The organism is Oscillospiraceae bacterium CM (assembly GCA_022870705.1).
In the GTDB taxonomy this organism is placed as follows: Bacteria; Bacillota; Clostridia; order Oscillospirales; family Oscillospiraceae; genus Sporobacter.
In genome coordinates this window covers 1,370,169-1,387,844 of sequence record CP072107.1, presented here as the reverse complement: position 1 = coordinate 1,387,844, position 17,676 = coordinate 1,370,169, and the positions used below count along the sequence as shown (strand labels likewise).

Annotated in this window: 15 protein-coding genes; 9 read left to right on the top strand and 6 right to left on the bottom strand. The window is 55.0% G+C overall.

Features of this window, described 5'->3' with window-relative positions; genetic code table 11:
- Nucleotides 1-231 precede the first annotated feature (231 nt).
- Together IZU99_06900 and argF are read left to right on the top strand one after the other, a co-directional pair.
- Nucleotides 232-1,416 (top strand): aspartate aminotransferase family protein, encoded by a 1,185-nt coding sequence (locus IZU99_06900; GenBank protein ID UOO36999.1) that lies wholly within the window; start codon nt 232-234, stop codon nt 1,414-1,416.
- Nucleotides 1,413-2,330, top strand: coding sequence for an ornithine carbamoyltransferase (gene argF, locus IZU99_06895; GenBank protein UOO36998.1), 918 nt, complete (start codon nt 1,413-1,415; stop codon nt 2,328-2,330). Before IZU99_06900 ends, argF begins: the two co-directional genes overlap by 4 nt.
- A 506-nt stretch (nt 2,331-2,836) precedes the next feature.
- On the opposite strand, the gene IZU99_06890 is transcribed toward argF, so the two are convergent.
- From IZU99_06890 to IZU99_06870, 5 genes are all read right to left on the bottom strand, one after another.
- On the bottom strand, nt 2,837-3,391 hold the full coding sequence (locus IZU99_06890; GenBank protein UOO36997.1) for a fumarate hydratase C-terminal domain-containing protein: 555 nt from the start codon (nt 3,389-3,391) through the stop codon (nt 2,837-2,839).
- Nucleotides 3,388-3,846: a hypothetical protein gene (locus IZU99_06885; protein ID UOO36996.1), complete on the bottom strand. Its 459-nt coding sequence runs from the start codon at nt 3,844-3,846 to the stop codon at nt 3,388-3,390. The genes IZU99_06890 and IZU99_06885 overlap by 4 nt, the downstream gene beginning before the upstream one ends.
- A 40-nt stretch (nt 3,847-3,886) precedes the next feature.
- A complete protein-coding gene (locus IZU99_06880) occupies nt 3,887-5,050 on the bottom strand; it encodes a hypothetical protein (protein UOO36995.1) in 1,164 nt (387 codons plus the stop codon).
- Between the two features lie 20 nt (nt 5,051-5,070).
- On the bottom strand, nt 5,071-7,308 hold the full coding sequence (locus IZU99_06875; GenBank protein UOO36994.1) for a topoisomerase IV: 2,238 nt from the start codon (nt 7,306-7,308) through the stop codon (nt 5,071-5,073).
- A gap of 485 nt (nt 7,309-7,793) precedes the next feature.
- The gene (locus IZU99_06870; GenBank protein ID UOO36993.1) at nt 7,794-9,782 is read right to left on the bottom strand and encodes a DNA topoisomerase; all 1,989 of its coding nucleotides are present in this window, start codon (nt 9,780-9,782) and stop codon (nt 7,794-7,796) included.
- Between the two features lie 439 nt (nt 9,783-10,221).
- Here IZU99_06870 and IZU99_06865 point away from each other — a divergent pair, with 439 nt between their 5' ends.
- The 7 genes from IZU99_06865 to IZU99_06835 all read left to right on the top strand — a co-directional run bounded on the left by IZU99_06865 (nt 10,222) and on the right by IZU99_06835 (nt 16,050).
- Nucleotides 10,222-10,491, top strand: coding sequence for a pro-sigmaK processing inhibitor BofA family protein (locus IZU99_06865; protein ID UOO36992.1), 270 nt, complete (start codon nt 10,222-10,224; stop codon nt 10,489-10,491).
- Between the two features lie 137 nt (nt 10,492-10,628).
- Nucleotides 10,629-12,122, top strand: a complete 1,494-nt coding sequence (locus IZU99_06860; protein ID UOO36991.1) for a hypothetical protein — start codon at nt 10,629-10,631, stop codon at nt 12,120-12,122.
- A 16-nt stretch (nt 12,123-12,138) separates the two neighbouring features.
- Nucleotides 12,139-13,062, top strand: coding sequence for a CPBP family intramembrane metalloprotease (locus IZU99_06855; GenBank protein UOO36990.1), 924 nt, complete (start codon nt 12,139-12,141; stop codon nt 13,060-13,062).
- Between the two features lie 13 nt (nt 13,063-13,075).
- Nucleotides 13,076-13,987, top strand: a complete 912-nt coding sequence (locus IZU99_06850) for an ATP-binding cassette domain-containing protein (protein ID UOO36989.1) — start codon at nt 13,076-13,078, stop codon at nt 13,985-13,987.
- Nucleotides 13,984-15,216 (top strand): ABC transporter permease, encoded by a 1,233-nt coding sequence (locus tag IZU99_06845; protein ID UOO36988.1) that lies wholly within the window; start codon nt 13,984-13,986, stop codon nt 15,214-15,216. The genes IZU99_06850 and IZU99_06845 overlap by 4 nt, the downstream gene beginning before the upstream one ends.
- 169 nt (nt 15,217-15,385) lie before the next feature.
- Nucleotides 15,386-15,580, top strand: a complete 195-nt coding sequence (locus tag IZU99_06840) for a hypothetical protein (GenBank protein UOO36987.1) — start codon at nt 15,386-15,388, stop codon at nt 15,578-15,580.
- A gap of 119 nt (nt 15,581-15,699) precedes the next feature.
- Nucleotides 15,700-16,050 (top strand): hypothetical protein, encoded by a 351-nt coding sequence (locus IZU99_06835; GenBank protein ID UOO36986.1) that lies wholly within the window; start codon nt 15,700-15,702, stop codon nt 16,048-16,050.
- 60 nt (nt 16,051-16,110) lie between these two features.
- Here IZU99_06835 and IZU99_06830 read toward each other — a convergent pair whose 3' ends face one another.
- Nucleotides 16,111-17,670, bottom strand: coding sequence for an NAD(P)/FAD-dependent oxidoreductase (locus tag IZU99_06830; protein ID UOO36985.1), 1,560 nt, complete (start codon nt 17,668-17,670; stop codon nt 16,111-16,113).
- Nucleotides 17,671-17,676: the final 6 nt, after the last annotated feature.

Genomic DNA, 17,676 nt, shown 5'->3' with positions numbered 1-17,676 from the left:
GTATAGAGGCTTCGCCCCTATGACCCCCATATAAATGGGAATTGCCCCTCTAAAAGCCGTAGGGACGGCCATTGGCTGTCCGCCCATCCGGCACCGTGTCGCCCGCCGCACCGCCCCAAAGGCTTCCCTTGGGGGAAGCTGTCGGCGCAGCCGACTGATGAGGGAAAAAATCAGGGGCAGACCTCGTGTCTGCCCAAAATGGGCGAATTCTCAAACAAGGAGCTGATTCACATGAACAGCACAGAAATTAAATCACTGTATAACGACCACGTCATGCCCACGTACGCCCGGTTTGACGTCGTTCTTGACCACGGCGCGGGCGCAACGCTTTTTAGCCCCGAGGGGAAGGCGTATATCGACTTTACAAGCGGCATCGGCGTCAACGCGCTCGGCTACGGCAATACAAAATGGGCCGAGGCGATCTATCAGCAGGCGCTAAAGCTTCAGCACACGTCGAACCTGTTTTATACAGAGCCGGGCGCTCTTCTCGCTAAAGAGCTGACAGAGCGCACCGGTATGAAAAGCGTCTTCTTCGCCAATTCCGGCGCCGAGTCCAACGAGGGCGCGATCAAGCTCGCGCGCAAGTATGCCTTTGACACATACGGCCCCGGCCGGAGCAAAATTATCACGCTCGTCCAGTCCTTCCACGGGCGGACGGTGACGACGCTCGCCGCCACAGGGCAGGATAGCTTTCACAACTACTTCTTTCCCTTTACGGAGGGGTTTGCGCACGTCAAAGCAAACGATTTTGACGCCCTCGCGGCGTCCATCGGCTCTGACACCTGCGCCGTGATGCTCGAACTCATACAGGGCGAGGGCGGCGTCCTGCCGCTCGACAAGGCGTATGTCAAGCAGGTGGAAAGCCTCTGCCGGGAGAGGGACGTTCTGCTTCTCATCGACGAGGTGCAGACAGGTATCGGCCGGATGGGCACGCTCTTTGCCTTCCAGCAGTACGGCATTGCGCCCGATGTTGTGACGTTTGCCAAGGGTATCGCAGGCGGCTTGCCGATGGGCGGCATTTTGGCGGGTGAAAAATGTGCCGCCGTGCTCACAGCCGGGACGCACGCGACCACCTTCGGCGGCAACCCAATCGCGGCAGCGGCAGCGCTTGAAGTGCTCAATCAGCTGACGCCGGATTTACTTGACGGTGTTGTTCAAAAAGGCCGGAAAATCCGGGAGACAATCGCGGGTTGGCAGCTGCCGGTTGTGCAGGAAATAAGGGGCATGGGGCTTATGCTCGGCGTCTCAGTTTCGGGTACACCCAAGGAATTAGCCGCCAAATGCATCGAAAAAGGCCTTCTCATGCTCACGGCGGGGAAAGACGCCATCCGGATGCTTCCGCCGCTGAATATCTCCGACGCGGAAATTGAACAGGGTCTTGCGATTTTGAAAAACGTTTTGGAGGAAGCCGTATGAAAAAAGACCTCTTAAAGCTCATCGACCTCACGGAGGGCGACATTCTGCACATTCTCGACACGGCCGACCGTCTCAAGGCCGAGCAGAAAGCGGGGCAACGCCATAATTTCCCAGCCGGGAAGACGCTCGCCATGATCTTTTCTAAGAATTCCACGCGCACGCGCGTCTCGTTTGAAACGGGCATCTTCCAGCTCGGCGGTCAGGGGATTTTTCTCTCGAATGCCGACAGCCAGCTTGGCCGCGGTGAGCCAATTCAGGACACAGCCCGCGTCCTAAGCCGCTACTGCGACTGTATCATGATCCGCACGTATGAGCAGGACGAGGTCGAGCAGCTGGCCAAACACGCATCCATCCCCGTCATCAACGGCCTGACCGATTTTGAGCACCCCTGCCAGGTGCTGGCCGACCTTATGACGGTGCGCGAGCATAAAAAAAAGCTCAGAGGCCTCAAGGTCTGCTATATCGGCGACGGCAACAATATGGCAAACTCTATCATCGCGGGCGCCCTCCTGTGCGGGATGGATGTGTCGGTCGCGACGCCGGATGATTACAGGCCGCATCAGACCATCCTCGATTTTGCCGCCCGCCAGACCGGCGTCACATTTGAACTGACGAATAAACCGGCACAGGCTGCTAAAGGTGCCGACGTCATTTTTACGGACGTTTGGGCTTCCATGGGCATGGAGGGCGAGGCCGAAGCGCGGATGAAGGCATTTCAAGGCTATCAGGTCAATGATGATATTATGGCGCAGGCTAATCCCGGCTGCATGATTCAGCACTGCCTGCCCGCCCACCGGGGCGAGGAGATCACCGAAAAAGTCTTTGAAGCGCACGCCGATGAAATTTTCGACGAGGCGGAAAACAGGCTCCACGTCCAAAAAGCGATCATGTACCTCCTCATGGGCGGCCAATAATAGATTTCAATTCCCACCCACCGCCCAATAAAGGTATAGGGGCTGCGCCCCTATGACCCCCCAAAATTATAAACACGTCGCCCTCCCGTAGGGGCGATTATCAATCGCCCGCGTCTTCGCCCCGTCCCCCGTAGGGGCGGATTCCATATCCGCCCGCGTCCATGTGCGCTCATCAATTAACCGCAGGGGTCGGCATGGAAACCGACCGCTACATTCCACCCGCTTTTTCTGAACGCCGTTGGGACGGCCATTGGCCGTCCGTTCACCGCCCCGTAGGGCGGACCGCGCTCAGAATGACGCCTATTGGTTTGTCAAAGGCTTCCCCTGGGGGAAGCTGTCGCCGCAGGCGACTGATGAGGGAAAAAGGTAGGGACGGCCATTGGCCGTCCGCTTTGATGGTATATGCGCCATTTCCTTTGGGGCGGATTCCATCTCCAACCATTTCGCCCCCCAAAACAACAACAGCCCTGCCGAACCTGCGGCAGGGCTGATTATTATCTAAAAAATCACCCGATTCGAAACATTGTGCGTCCCTCTTTGAAAATATCCCCGCCGTGGCAGTCAAGCGCCACGATAAGCGGCAAATTCTCAACAGACAATCGCTTGACGGACTCACACCCAAGCTCCGGGAAGGCGACTTCGTGAGCGTCCGTAATATGACAGGATATAAGCGCCCCCGCACCGCCCACAGCGCAGAGATAGACAGCGCCGTTTCGGACGATGGCATCGGCGACAGCGGCACTCCGCTCACCTTTGCCGATTGTGGCGACGAGACCAAGGTCATAAAGGCGCGGAGCAAAACCGTCCATCCGGCTGGACGTCGTCGGCCCGCAGGCGCCGATTTTGACATCGCCGTGACCTGGCGTCGGCCCGGCATAATAGATGGCGGCGTCTTTGAGGGCAAACGGCAGCGCCGCGCCGTCGTCAAGCAGGGCAATCAGGCGTTTGTGGGCGGCGTCACGCGCTGTGTAAACCGTCCCGGTCAGAAAAACGCGATCACCGGCGTGCAGGTTTGGCGCTGCTGCGCGCAGGTCGGAAACCGATAGTGTCACAGTTTTCAATGGCTGAGCCTCGGGAGCCTGGCGGCCAGCGCCGCCGCTTTTTCGCGCTCCATTGTCGTCTGAAGCTCCGAAAAACGGTCACCCGTCTTATCGAGGACGGAGGAGAGCTGCGAAAGCGTTCCGTTTAATTTGCTCAATTCCTCGCAGATGGTCGAGGTTGTCGTTTCCATCTCGGTTTTGATGTTTGAATACGTCTCCTGAAGCGTTTGAATACTGTCAGAGGCGTCTTCGAGGGACTTGACCTTGATGTCCATAATCCGCCTGTCAGCCTCATCCAAGTCACCCTGAAGACGACGGATCTCGGCATTGAGATTTTTCAGCTCCGCTTCCAGCCGATCTCCCGTCAGTTTATACTTGTTGCGCTGCGCGGCCAGCTCTTCAATATACCGCATGACGTCGTTACCGTCAAAGCCGCCGAAAAGCCTGCGTCGAAAATGCCTGATTTCTCCGCCCATCACTGTTGCCGCCTTTCCATCATCAAATCACTTTCAACCATCACGTATGCGCGTAAAAATCGCGGTACGTCAGCGGCCCGTCGCAGACCGCATAGTGCGCTGTATCCCAACTATAAGAAGAATTCTTCATTTCCGTATCATTTTTTAGAAATGCAGCAGCAATGCCGTTTTCGTCGCATTGGCTTACGTCGATATGATAAGCGTGCCCATCGAGGGTGACGATGTTCCATGTGTGTGCCTGCCCGGCGAAAGTGCCGCTGACAATAACACACGGGATTCGAAGCTTGTCGCACAGCGCGTTGAAGGCTCTGGCGTACCCGCTGCTGTCGGCAACGCCCGTAATCAGAGCGTCATACGCGGTGTTCGGTGCTATCGGCGTCTTTTCCTCCGCCGTCATAACCGGCTCGGTGCTATACGTAACGGTCACCATGAGCTTTTGGCAGAGCGCCAGGAGGATATCGCCGTCTCGCGTCCCGGAAACGGCGCTGCAAATGCGCTCAACGGCGCTTTGAAGCGTTTTTTCCATGGCCTTTAAGGTGCTGGCCCCATACCGATAACTGAAGGTGAAGACGACAATTTTGTCTCCGCCCGTATCGGTGTCGGGATAAAAGGCGAGCGATGTCGTCGGCAGCATGACAATGTCAGACGGGTTTTCATTATACACAGCCGTGACAAGACTTTTTGCCGCGTCAGATGTGAGTGAGAGGCCTTTTGCATTTACAGCCGTCGTCACAGCGCCGTTTGTGAGCGACGTGTGGAGCACAGACTTGAGATATCGTTCCGTCGAAACGGTCGTTATATTTTGCAGCTGTTCCTTCGTGATGTTTTTATACGTGATGCGGACTTCAACACTATTAAACGCGTCTGTTGTGGTGACGCTGCCGCTTAATGATGACACAGCGTATGCGCCGAGCGGCGTGTTTTTTGGGATATCGCTGACGGCGCGGTCCACATCGGCTTTGAGGTCTCCGGTGTAAATATCGACACGAATGTCGCCTTTTTCCTCACGGGTTTCGATGAGTCCGAGGATGGCTGTCACAAGCGTGTCATACGAGTCGGCCGTCACAGGGCCGCTCGGCGAGGGACTAACGGTTTCTACGCTTCGCGTCACGGAGGAGGTCTGCCCGTTCAGGATTGAGGCGCAGCCGACAGCGGCTGTCAAAAGCGCGCCGGTGAGCAGTAAGGACAAAAGCCGCCTGACCATCGCTATGCCTCCTCCGTGAATTAAATATTGAGCGTCAGCTGCTGTTCTTCAAGGTCTTCTTCTTTTAAGAGTGCCCCGGCCGCCGGAATACGGGCGACGCGGTAGCGCGGTTTATTTTTAATGGCCGTCTCTTCCAAAAACTGTGCCCGCGCGAGCTTGTATTGCCGCTTGAGCGTTAAAACACCAACGCCGATGGTCGAGCGTGTCGTCTTCGGCGCAAGCAGGGAAGAGGAGAAGACGATAACGCGCCCCTCGGTGGAATACACGGCGATTTCATGCTCAGCCGTCAGGTGCATGATCGAGGCAAGCGGGCTTGACGCGGCATAAGCACCCGTCAGCTTTTTGCGGTTTGTTTTAGTGGCGTAAGCAGAGAGCTCGACGCGCGCGGCCTTGCCGTTTTCAAAGAAGAAGAGCACGTGGCCCGAATAATCGCCGGGGTCTATGACGTATAAAACGCTCTCGCCCTCGTCCATCTGTAAAGCGGTTGGGAGATACGTGCCGAGGACGGAGGCTTTCGTATCCTCAAAGTCGCGCAGCCGCGCTTTATATACCTGCTGCCGGTCGGTAAAGATGAGCAGATCGTTTTTATTCTGTGACTCAAACGACAGAAACGGCCCGTCCGACTCCTTGTATTTCTGGTCGCCGCCCATCCGAAGCGACAAGGGTGTGATCTTTTTAAAGTACCCCTCGCGCGAGAGGAAAACGCAGACTGGGTAATCGAGAACCTGCTCGTCCTCCAAAAGCTCCTCTGTCTCGTCGTCGTAGACGATGGCTGTTTTCCGCTCCTGCCCGTGCTTCTTGATAACGGCCTTCAGCTCGTCAATAATGATAGCCTTAATGCGCCTTGTGCTGCCAAGCGTCTCTTCAAGGTCTCGGATGTCATTTTCCAGAGAACTTGTTTCCTCGGTGCGCTTTAAAATGTATTCCCGGTTAATATTCCGCAGCTTGATTTCCGCCACATATTCCGCCTGCACGTTGTCAATGCCGAAGCCGATCATGAGGTTCGGCACGACCTCGGCCTCTTCCTCCGTGCCTCGGATGATGGCAATAGCACGGTCAATGTCCAAAAGGATTTTTCCGAGGCCGTATAAGAGATGCAGCTTTTCCTTCTTTTTCGTCAGCTCGCTGTAAACGCGCCGCTTCACGCAGCCCGTCCGCCAGGCAAGCCACTCCTCAAGGATTTCGGTGACGCCAAGCACGCGCGGCATCCCGCCGATGAGAATGTTAAAGTTACATGAGAAGCTGTCGAGCAGCGGCGTGAGCTTAAAAAGCTTGGCCATCAGCTTGTCGGGGTCAGTCCCGCGCTTGAGATCAATCGTGAGCTTCAGGCCGTTTAAGTCGGTCTCGTCGCGCATGTCGGCAATCTCGCGCACGCGCCCGGATTTCACAAGCTCGGCGACCTTGTCAATGACGGCCTCCGCCGTCGTCGTGTACGGCAGCTCATAAACCTCAATCAGGTTTTCCTGCTTTAAATAACGCCACCGCGAGCGAACCTTGATGGTCCCGCGGCCCGTTTTATAAATGGCCTCAAGCTCCGCGGCGTTGTAGAGAAGCTCGCCGCCCGTTGGGAAATCAGGGGCCTTTAGTGTCGACAGGAGCGGGTGGTTCGGGTCGGCGATAAAGTCAATCGCCGTTTGGCAAACCTCTGTGAGGTTAAAGCCGCAGATGTTTGATGCCATGCCGACGGCAATGCCCGTGTTGGCGCTGACGAGAACGTTCGGGAACGTTGTCGGCAATAGCGTCGGCTCCGTCATTGTGCCGTCATAGTTGTCGATAAAATCAACGGTATCGCGCTCAATATCGCGGAACAGCTCGGCGCAGATGGAAGAGAGCTTGGCCTCCGTATAACGCGACGCGGCGCACGCCATATCGCGGGAGTAGACCTTGCCAAAGTTGCCCTTGGAGTCGACAAACGGTGTTAAAAGCGCCTCATAGCCCTTCGAAAGGCGCACCATCGTGTCGTAAATCGCCGCGTCGCCGTGTGGATTCAGGCGCATCGTCTGGCCGACGATGTTGGCCGATTTCGTCCGCGCACCCTGAAGAAGGCCCATTTTATACATCGTGTACAAAAGCTTCCGGTGCGACGGTTTGAAGCCGTCAATCTCCGGGATGGCGCGCGAGACGATAACGCTCATGGCATATGGCATATAGTTGACTTCCAGCGTGTCGGTAATGGGCTGCTCCAATACCTCGGCACGAAGTCCTACAACATTGGGGTTTATTGATTTGTTGTCGTCGGCCTGTCTCTTTTTAGCCATTCGATAACCCCTTTAAATCAGGATAAACGCGGTTGTTTCAGTGTCTAAATATATCTTAACCTGCCATGCTGAACAACCGGCAGGGGAATAGAGGTTAAACGTGTGCTGCCGTAACCTTTTTCATACACAACCTCCATTCTCATCGACCATACTGAAATTCAAATCCCGCCCGCCGCCCAATTAAGGTATGGGGCTTCGCCCCATGCCCCGTAAGGCGGATGCGGTATGGGGCTTCACCCCACGCCCCTTGGGAAGCATGCCTTCGGAACTGTTCCGATTTAAACCGTAGGGGCGAACTGCGTTCGCCCGTATCACTTCTGCCCTTGTCGGGTCGGATACGGTATGGGGCTTCACCCCACGCCGATGTTAGCGTTCGCCGTAGGGACGGCCATTGGCCGTCCGACTCCCGCATCAAACGCGCCACCCCACCGTCGAGGCAGACCTTGTGTCTGCCCATCTTAGGGTGCATACAAGATTCGCCTCTGCTACGAAATATCCGCGGCATCAAGATACTTGTAGCCGTTTTCTGAAATAAAATCCTTCCGCCCGGCGAGATTATCGCCGAGGAGGAGGTCAAAAGCCGCGCTTGTCGCTTGCGCATCCGTCGGCATGACCTTGATAAGCCGTCTTGTCGCCGGATTCATTGTCGTCAGCCACATCATGTCTGGGTCGTTTTCACCAAGCCCCTTCGACCGGCTGACCGTGTGCTTCGCCCCGTTAAAACCGCTGACAATATCCGCTTTTTCGCGGTCGGAATACGCAAAATATGTTTTGCCCTGGCAGACGATTTCATACAGGGGCGACTCCGCGATGTAGACAAACCCTTCTTGTATGAGCGTCGGAACGAGGCGGTAGAGCATCGTTAAAATCAGCGTCCTGATCTGATAGCCGTCATAGTCGGCATCCGTGCAGATGATGACGCGGTGCCAGCGCAGGGCGCCCAAATCAAAGGTGGAGAGGTCTTTGGAGTGCTTGTTGTTGACTTCGACGCCGCAGCCAAGAACCTTGATGAGATCGGTGATGATATCGTTTTTGAAAATTTTATCATAGTCGGCTTTTAAACAATTGAGAATTTTGCCGCGCACCGGAATAATACCCTGGAACTCGGCATCGCGGGAGAGCTTGCACGCGCCGAGGGCGCTGTCGCCCTCAACAATGTAAATTTCTCGTTGTGACAAGTCTTTAGACCGGCAGTCGACGAATTTTTGAATCCGGCTTGTGAGGTCAATTGCACCGGATAGCTTTTTCTTAATGTTCAGCCGCGCCTTTTCCGCCTGCTCGCGGCTTCGTTTGTTGACGAGCACCTGCTCGGCGACGCGGTCGGCTTCCGCCTTGTGCTCGATGAAATAAACCTCCAGCTGGCTGCGGAAGAAGTCCGTCATCGCCTCTTGAATAAACTTGTTCGTGATAGCTTTTTTTGTCTGATTTTCATACGATGTCTGTGTTGAAAAGCAGTTGGTGATGAGAATCAGGCAATCTTGGATATCATTAAAGCTGATTTTGCTCTCGTTTTTCTGATATTTCCCCGTCTTTTTCAGGTACGCATCAACCTCGGAGACAAAGGCGCTTTTCGCAGCCTTTTCCGGCGCGCCGCCGTGCTCCAGCCAGGAGGAGTTGTGGTAATACTCGATCACGTTGACCTTGTTTGAAAAGCAGAAGGCGGCCGAGAGCTTCACCTTATATTCCGGCTTGTCCGCGCGGTCGCGCCCGCGCCGCTCAGACTCAATAAAGCAGGGCTGCGTTAAAGCGTCGTCACCGCAGAGCTCGGTGACGTAATCGGTGATGCCGTTTTGATATAAAAATTCCGTTGTCTCAAAACCGCTTGCAGTCTGATTGCGGAACCGGAACGTGACGCCGGCGTTGACGACGGCTTGTCGCTTGAGGGTATCAAGAAAGAATGCCGCCGGAATAGCAATGTCCGTGAAGACGTCAAGGTCCGGTTTCCAACGGACGAGCGTTCCCGTGCGCTTACCGCTAAACGCTTCGGTTTGCAGACCGCCCACATTTTCGCCCTTTTCAAAGCGGAGGCTAAATTTTTTGCCTTCGCGCCAGACGACGACGTCCATGTATGCCGACGAATACTGTGTGGCGCAGGAACCGAGGCCATTGAGGCCTAAAGAGTATTCATAATTTTCGCCCTCGGCGTTTTGATACTTGCCGCCCGCGTACAGCTCGCAGAAGACAAGCTCCCAGTTATAGCGGTTTTCTGTCGTGTTCCAGTCAACGGGGCAGCCGCGGCCAAAGTCCTCCACCTCGATGGATTGATCCGCATACCGCGTAACGGTGATGACGGTGCCAAACCCCTCGCGGGCTTCGTCGATGGCGTTACTCAGAATCTCAAAAACGGCGTGCTCACAGCCCTCTAGCCCGTCCGAGCCGAAGATAACGCCCGGCCGTTTCCGAACGCGGTCTGCGCCCTTGAGTGCCGAGATGCTCTCGTTGCCGTATGAAGCTGTCCTGACTGCTGCTTTCATCGTGATCCCCTATATATTGAGATGTGAAACCATGCTCCTACGGATATATAGTATATAGGATTGTTTTTAGAAAATCAACCCTTTTTCCGGGCGATTTACACCGTCGGTCCGGCATAAAGATACGGTGGCTGTCATTTAAAACAGCCACCGTGCCGGACACAAAAATTCGATTCTCACCCGAACATACTATACGGAATCTTAAACCTGCCGACTGTTGGCCATTCGCCAAAATCGCCGTGAGCTCACACCATTACACATCTACACATACAAACCGGCTTTACACCGGTCAAAACGCTGGCACCGGCCTGATGCACAGCCGGGTTTTCGTGTCCAATTCTAGTATTGCTTGACAAGTGATCGAATAAACGTTATTTTTCAAAATAATTATGACAATCCTGAATATATTTGTTATCGGACAAACTTGAGGGGAGTGACCAATATGACAGGTTTGCAGACAGCCGGTATTATTATCATCGCCGTCGTCCTCGTGCTGCTCCTGCTCGTCATCTTCAGAAAGCCGATGAAAATCGTTTTTAAGCTGCTGCTCAACACACTGCTCGGCTTTTTGGCGCTTTTCGCGCTGAACTATCTCGGCGCGTTCATCGGTGTATCAATTGGCATCAACTGGATTAATGCCGCCCTCGTCGGCATTTTTGGCGTGCCGGGCGTTGCGCTTATTCTATTGCTGAAGTGGTTGACCGCCATCTGATGCGATTTAAATTCATAAAGAAGCGGGGCGGCAGCGGCCGCCCCACTTGTCTGCGCCGGGCCTTGTGCCGATTTGTCTCGACATGGTCAATTCTGTCAGGTATAATGTTTGTGGAAAAAGACGGAAGGGAGCCCGTAATGAAAAAGACAAAATTATTAGCCATTCTGCTGTCCTTTCTCCTGCTGGCAGCACTCCTGTCTGGGTGTGTGAAAAAAGGCAGCCCATCGTCATCAGAGCCATCACCATCCACGGCGGCGGACCTTGCCGAGCAATACAGAAATGACCTTGCCGCGCTGTCGGTGCACGACAGCGGCGCCGTTTTAAAGGCGCTCAATCAATACAAAGCGCTGGCCGCGTCCGCCGACCAAGCCGCGAAGGACGCGATGTTTGAAGCGTTTTTGCCGTTTTATGAGCTGGCGCAGCATTCGCTTGCCGAAAAGCTCGCCGACGGCGTTGACCTCGAAGCGATCACAGCCCAAGCCGACGACGGTTGGTATTACCCGGTAAAGGACGCATCGCAGCTCAGCGGCAGCGATCAGGCCGCCGCCGCCCTTATTCGTGATAACGGCTTTGCCGCCTATCAGACGGAGGGGTATTTTTTCCTCGATGAGGACCCCGGGTATCTCATAAACAATTTTAAAAGCAGTGTTTCAACCGCCGTCACAGACTATTTGACGCTGCGGCATGACAGTCTCGTTAAAGGCCCTCTTATCAGTGACGCGGGCCTCACCGTCTCGTGGGACGAACTGAGCGATCTGATTGCTACCTGGGAAAATTACGCCACGGCCCACCCCGGCACGCGCCTTGGCGACGATGCGCTGCTGAAAGCGCGGGACGACATGAAAATATACCTCTCCGCCGACGTGCTGGACAATACGCCCATGTTCCCCGGCGGGACGCTGGACAGCACCCTCAAAGCAAGCTATGCGCGTTTTATAAAAGCATATCCGGCCTCGCGGTATCACGATCTCATTTCCGGCTATGTTGATATTCTGACAAAAAATAATTATCAGCAAACGGACGGCGTGAAAGCCTATTTGAAGGACAACGGTTATCCCTACTTCTCTCAGCCCACCGAGAACACAGAGTCGGTTATCGCGTCATCGGCCTTGTATGCCGTCCGCCCAACGGGTGTCACGCGCGTGTCGCTTCTGATGACCTCCGGGCAGCCCGCCGGAGATGAAACGGCGCCTGGCGGAGCGCCTGATAGCGGGACCTTTGAGCTCATAGCGCTTGATAAGGACGGCAAGACTGTCTCAACGCTTGACCTCAACAAAGTCTTCGGTGAAGACGCGCTGACGCTCAGTGATTTTTCCGTCCTGCAGTTTGACGATTATAACGGCGACGGGTACACCGACTTTACCATCGGCACGCGCTGGGGCTCAAACGGCTCAGTTTACCGGATATTTACGGTGACGGGAGACGGCAACCTGGCGCAGCTGCCGGTGTCGGACGGCAAAACGCTCTACAGCGCCACGTTTGACATGTCCGCCGTCTTCACCAGAACGGCACGGAACGCGTTTTCGATCAAAAGCTATGACAACACGACAGGGAAGACGACGACAGCCGTTTTCACTTGGGAAAACGGGTCCTTCCGCCTGACAGGCACGACGGACGCCGCAACCAATTAATCTTCGGAGGTCGGATATGAAAAGAGTTTTAAAAGGCGTCGGCCTGATGCTGCTGCTGCTCGTCATCTACTATCTGGCGCAGACGGTCGTGACGCTCGTATTTGGTATTATCTTTCTCGTTTCGGGCGGGGCTGCGTCGCTCGTCCCCGCAGTACCGGGTGTCATGCCGGATGTCGAAGCCATCATGTCTGAAATGCTCGGCTTCATCAGCCGCCAGACGCCGTGGATTCTCCTGCTGTCCGTCGTCCTCTCGCTGCCGTTTTATTATCTCCTGTACAGAAAGCGGCAGGAAGAGCTGTGGACGTTTGTCCGCATCCAGCCTGTTGACGCCGTCGCCTTACCGGCGCTCATTTTTCTCGGCTTTTCTCTCAATATCGTCATTGACATTCTTGTCGCCCTTGTCAGCCAAATCGGCGCACTGCACACCGTTTTCGAGCAGTATGACGCCCTCGGCGAGGTACTCACGGGCGGCAGCGTCTGGTGGACGCTTTTGGCCGTCGGCATTGTCGCGCCGATTTTCGAGGAGATTCTATTCCGCGGCCTTATTTTCGGCGAGCTGCGCAAGCTCATGCCAATCCGCCTCGCGCTGGTGTTTCAGGCGCTCGCCTTCGGCATTTATCATTTAAACGTCGTCCAGAGCACGTATGCCGTTGTTATCGGCCTTGCCCTCGGCTTTGTTTATTACAGAAGTAATTCCATCGTTTCTGCCATTATCGTCCATATCACCGTCAATTCAACATCAATTCTCCTGTTCCAGCTCGTCCCGGCCGAACAGCTGGACCGTTTCGCTGTTTTAATTGTCTGCGCGGGCGTTGCCCTGCTCATCATTTCCTCGGTCTTTATTTTCCTGCATAAGAGCTTCCGGCACACGATGGACAACAGCCTGTATCATAACAGCCGCCAGACGCCGCCATATGGCCCGTCCGGCGACGTGCTGTAGCGAGGAGACCCAAATGGTACTGGACATTTGTGATATCAGCAAAAGCTTTGGCGACAAAGCCGTTTTGCAGAATATTTCGCTCCGCGCCGAGAGCGGGCAGGCGCTCGGGCTGCTCGGCCGCAACGGGGCAGGGAAGACAACACTTATCCGCATCATCATGGGCGTTTTTAATGCCGACAGCGGCGACGTCCTCCTCGACGGCAAGATGATTGACCGCAAAAGCATCCGCCTCGGCTATCTGCCGGAGGAACGCGGCCTGTATCCGAAAAAGCGCATCCGCGACCAGCTGCTCTATTTTGCAGCGCTCAAGGGTATGGCGGCGTCGGACGCCCGCCACTCAGTTGATATGCTCCTCGACCGCGTCGCGCTGTCGGAGGCTGCGGATAAAAAGCTTGAAACACTCTCAAAAGGCAACCAGCAGAAAATTCAGCTGGCGGCCGCCCTGATAAACGACCCCGACATTCTCGTTCTTGACGAGCCGTTTTCCGGCCTTGACCCCGTCAATGCCATGCTTTTAAAGGACATCGTCCTCGAAATGATCGGTCGGGGCAAGCTCGTGTTTTTCTCAAGTCATCAAATGAACTACATCGAGGAATTCTGCCGCGACATCGCCATATTAAACGGCGGCAAAATCGTCCTCTCCGGTCCGCTGAAGGATATCAGGCGCAGCTATAACAGGCTTCGCCTCATTTTAAAATCACCCGAAGCAGCCGCCGTCGCCCGATTTCTTGACGCCGCAGCCAAAGACCTTGTGACGAACATTGAAACGCAGGAGGATACGGCAGTCGTCACGCTCCGCGCTGCCGATCAAAAAATGGCGCTTTTAAAGCGCCTGTCGGAGCAGCAGCTTAATCTTGACAGCTTTACTGTCTTTGAGCCGTCACTCAGCGATATCTTTGTCGAGTATACGGAGGATGCGATATGAAGCAGTTCTGGACGGTTTTGAGATTCGAATTCTCCCATTACGCCAAAAGCAAGCCCTATGTCATCATTACAGCCATCCTTGTGGTGCTCATTGCGGGGCTTTTATCCTACCCGCGTCTGTCGGGTTTGTTTCATAAGGAAGGGCAGCCAAGCGCCGAGAAAAGCAAGCTTGCCGTTGTCGACAAGGCCTATGGCGGCAGCCTTACAGCCGCGCTCAGCCGGGTTTTCCCGGATGACGCCCTCGTCGAAACAGACGAATCGGTTGACGTTTTGCGGGAGAAGGTCGAGAGCGGGGAATATCGGGCGGCCCTTTATCTGGCGTCCCCGCTTGACTTTACTTATATCACCGTCAGCCTCAGCGTGTATGAAAGCCCCGGCCAGACGATCGGCGCGATTTTAAAAGCCAAATATCAAGAGACAAAGCTCGCCGAGCTCGGTCTGACGGCGGAAGAAGCCGCCGCGCTGATTAACCCCGCCGTTAACGCCACCGTCACCGAGACAGGCAAAAGCCAGACGGAGTCGATTATCTACACCTTTATTCTCATCTACGCCTTATATATGGCGATTATTCTGTACGGTCAATTCGTGGCGTCAAGCGTTGCCAGCGAAAAGTCAACGCGCGCGATGGAGCTGCTCATCACGAGCGCCAATCCCATGAGTCTCCTATTTGGCAAGGTCATTGGCACAGGGCTCGCGGGCCTTGCCCAGTTCGGGCTCATCTTCGGCTCGGCGTTTCTGTTTTATAACCTCAACGCCGACGTTTGGGCAAACAATCTTATTATCCAAAATATTTTCAATATCCCGCTTGATATGTTTTTGTACGTGCTGCTCTTCTTCTTCATTGGCTTCTTCTTCTACGCGTTTATTTACGGGGCGCTCGGCTCGCTGGCCAGCCGCATGGAGGATGTCGGCACGACGATTTTGCCGGTTACCTTTTTGTTTATCATCGCTTTCTTTGTTGTCTATTTCGGGATCATGGCCGGGAAAGTATCGTCACCGCTCATGATTGTCAGCTCGTATATCCCGTTTACGCTGCCGATGGCGATGTTCACGCGCATCGCCATGAGCAATGTAGCCCCGGTGGAGATCATCATCTCCGTCGCCGTCGGCATTGCCTCCACCGTTGGGGTCGGCTATCTCTCGGCAGCGATTTACCGGATCGGTATCCTCCTGTACGGGAAGCCGCCAAAGCTCTCCGAACTCGTTAAAACCCTCCGCCAAAAGAATTAAATTCTCCCGCTGCTGCATACCCATTTTCGATCGGAAGCCTTCCCCTAGGGGCAGGTGTCGCGGCGAAGCCGAGACGGATGAGGGTGCTCCGTCTGTCCCGCGCCATGTTGCTTGACGAATCCTTTTTTGTTTGCTACAATCAGGCTGCCGATAAAAGGAGGCACAAAACATGGCGCTCGTTGAAAAAAATGAAAACCTCAAAGGTAAAACGGTCAAGATGGACGGCCTCGTCATCTCTTGGGACGATGGGCTGGACGCCATCCCCGATGACGCCCTCGCTGTGGAGGACGGCAGCACAACGGCCGACAAAAAGCCGCTCAAAACAAAAAACGACGACCTGAAAACGAAAAAGGTCGTCATCTAAGCGCGGGAGGGTCTCGCAATAGCCCGTCACAGGAAGACGCAGAGAACAGCACTTCATTATGTAGACAATGCGTTGTCAACCGCCAAGGGCGGTATAATATAATGAAAGAGGGCAAGTTCATGAAAGCGGTCAAACTGATTCTCGGGATTCTTGGCATTCTGGCAGCGCTCGTTGTCGCGCTGGAAGTCCTCGCACCAGACGTTTTGGCAGGCCTGTTCGGCAGCATGTTCCCGGCGCTCGACCTCGTCTCCGGCTTGATTGTGGCAGCAGCCCTGCTGCTCGGCGGCATCATAGGCATCCTTGCTGGCGGCAAGCTCGGCGGCATCCTAGCGGGCATCCTCTTTATTCTCGCCGCAGCGGCATCATATTACTTTGCGCTGCCGCTCGTTATCGTCATAGCATCCGGCATCATCGGTCTCGTCTTCCTGTTGGCGGCGCTCCTGATGAAAAAAGTGCCCGTCGCGGCCTGATAAAAACCATAACGAAGAAATTCAGGAACCGGTCGGCTGAAAAGCCGCGGTTCCTGAATTTTATTCGGCCTTCGCTTCGTGATAATCGGATTCGGTGTTGACGTTCCAAACGTCGTTTTTGCTCGTTTTGCCTTCCCGAATACAGCGGACGGCCTCCATAGCCGTCAGCATGGAGTGATCCATGTTGTTATACTTGTGCTGGCCGTTGCGCCCGATACAATAAAGGTTTGATACGGTATCAAGGTACCGCCGCACGTCCGAAAACGCCTCATATGTGCCAAAATAGGCGGGGTAGGCCTTTGGAACCCGGATGCAGACGCTGTCTAATATGTTCTCGCGGCGGATCACACCGATTTTCTCAAGCTCAAAGGCGGCAAAGTCACAAAACGCGCGGTCGGTCATCGTCCACATCGCGTCACCCGCGTTGCAGAAATATTCCAGTCCGATAAAAACGGTGTTTTCAGGGTCTTTGACCATATAAGGCGACCAGTTGTTGAAGATCTGCATTCGTCCAAGCTGCACCTCGCGCTCCTGCACGTAAATCCAGCAATCCGGCACGATGTTGGCGAGTGTTTTAAAGCGCGTCTCGTTCTGGATTTCAAGCTGTTTAACGAGCAGGCCGGCCGTCATAAAATCGCGGTAGGGGAGCCCCTCGGCAATCGCCCGGACATCCGCGGGGACGTCGCCGCCCATATTGGCGACAAGGTCCCTAACAGGCATAGACGAGAGGACATAATCACCCCGGAAAACGCTTGTTTCCCCGTCCTTCACGGCGGTAACAGCCGCAACCTTGCTGTTTTCAACAGCGAACGAAGCGGCCTTGGTCGACAAATGAATCGTGCCGCCGAGGGACACAACGCGCTCGGCAAGCGCCTCCCAAAGCTGCCCCGGTCCCTTTTTCGGATAATAAAACGACTCAATCAGCGACGTTTCAATGCGCTGATTATTGTTGCGCGCAAACGGTCTTCTCAGCATGTTCAAAACCGCCTTCGACAGGGACAGGCCGCGCACGCGCTGCGCGCCCCAGTCCGGCGCAATGCGCGACGGGTGCACGCCCCAGACCTTTTCGGTATAGTCCTCGAAAAACATGGTGTAAAGCGGCTTGCCGAAGCGGTTAATATAAAAGTCCTCCAGCGTCTTCTCTCGGCGCTTGAAAAGCGCGGCGTGCAGATAGCCGAACCCGGCCCTCAGCGTGCGCAGAAGACCCATGTTTAAGAGTGTCTGCGCCTTGAGCGTGATCGGGTAGTCAAAAAAGCGCCGCAGGTAAAAAATACGCGAGACCCTGTCGCGCAGGAGCAGGACGCGGTCGGTTTTTTCCGGGTCCGGCCCGTCTGGGAAGAAATCCTTTTGCCGGGAGAGCATTTTGTCGTCATACGCGGGCGCGCCTTGCACAGGCATCAATTCCCGCCACAGTGTCATCACGTCTTCATTTTTTGAAAAAAAGCGGTGCCCGCCGAGGTCAATCCTATTGCCGTTAAACGCCGCCGTCCGCGAAATGCCGCCGATGAATGGCGTCTCTTCAAGGATGATGGGACGAATATCGGTATCACGCAGCAGCATATAGGCCGCCGTGAGACCGGCTGGCCCCGCCCCGATGATGATCGCCGTTTTTTCAGCCATCGTCAG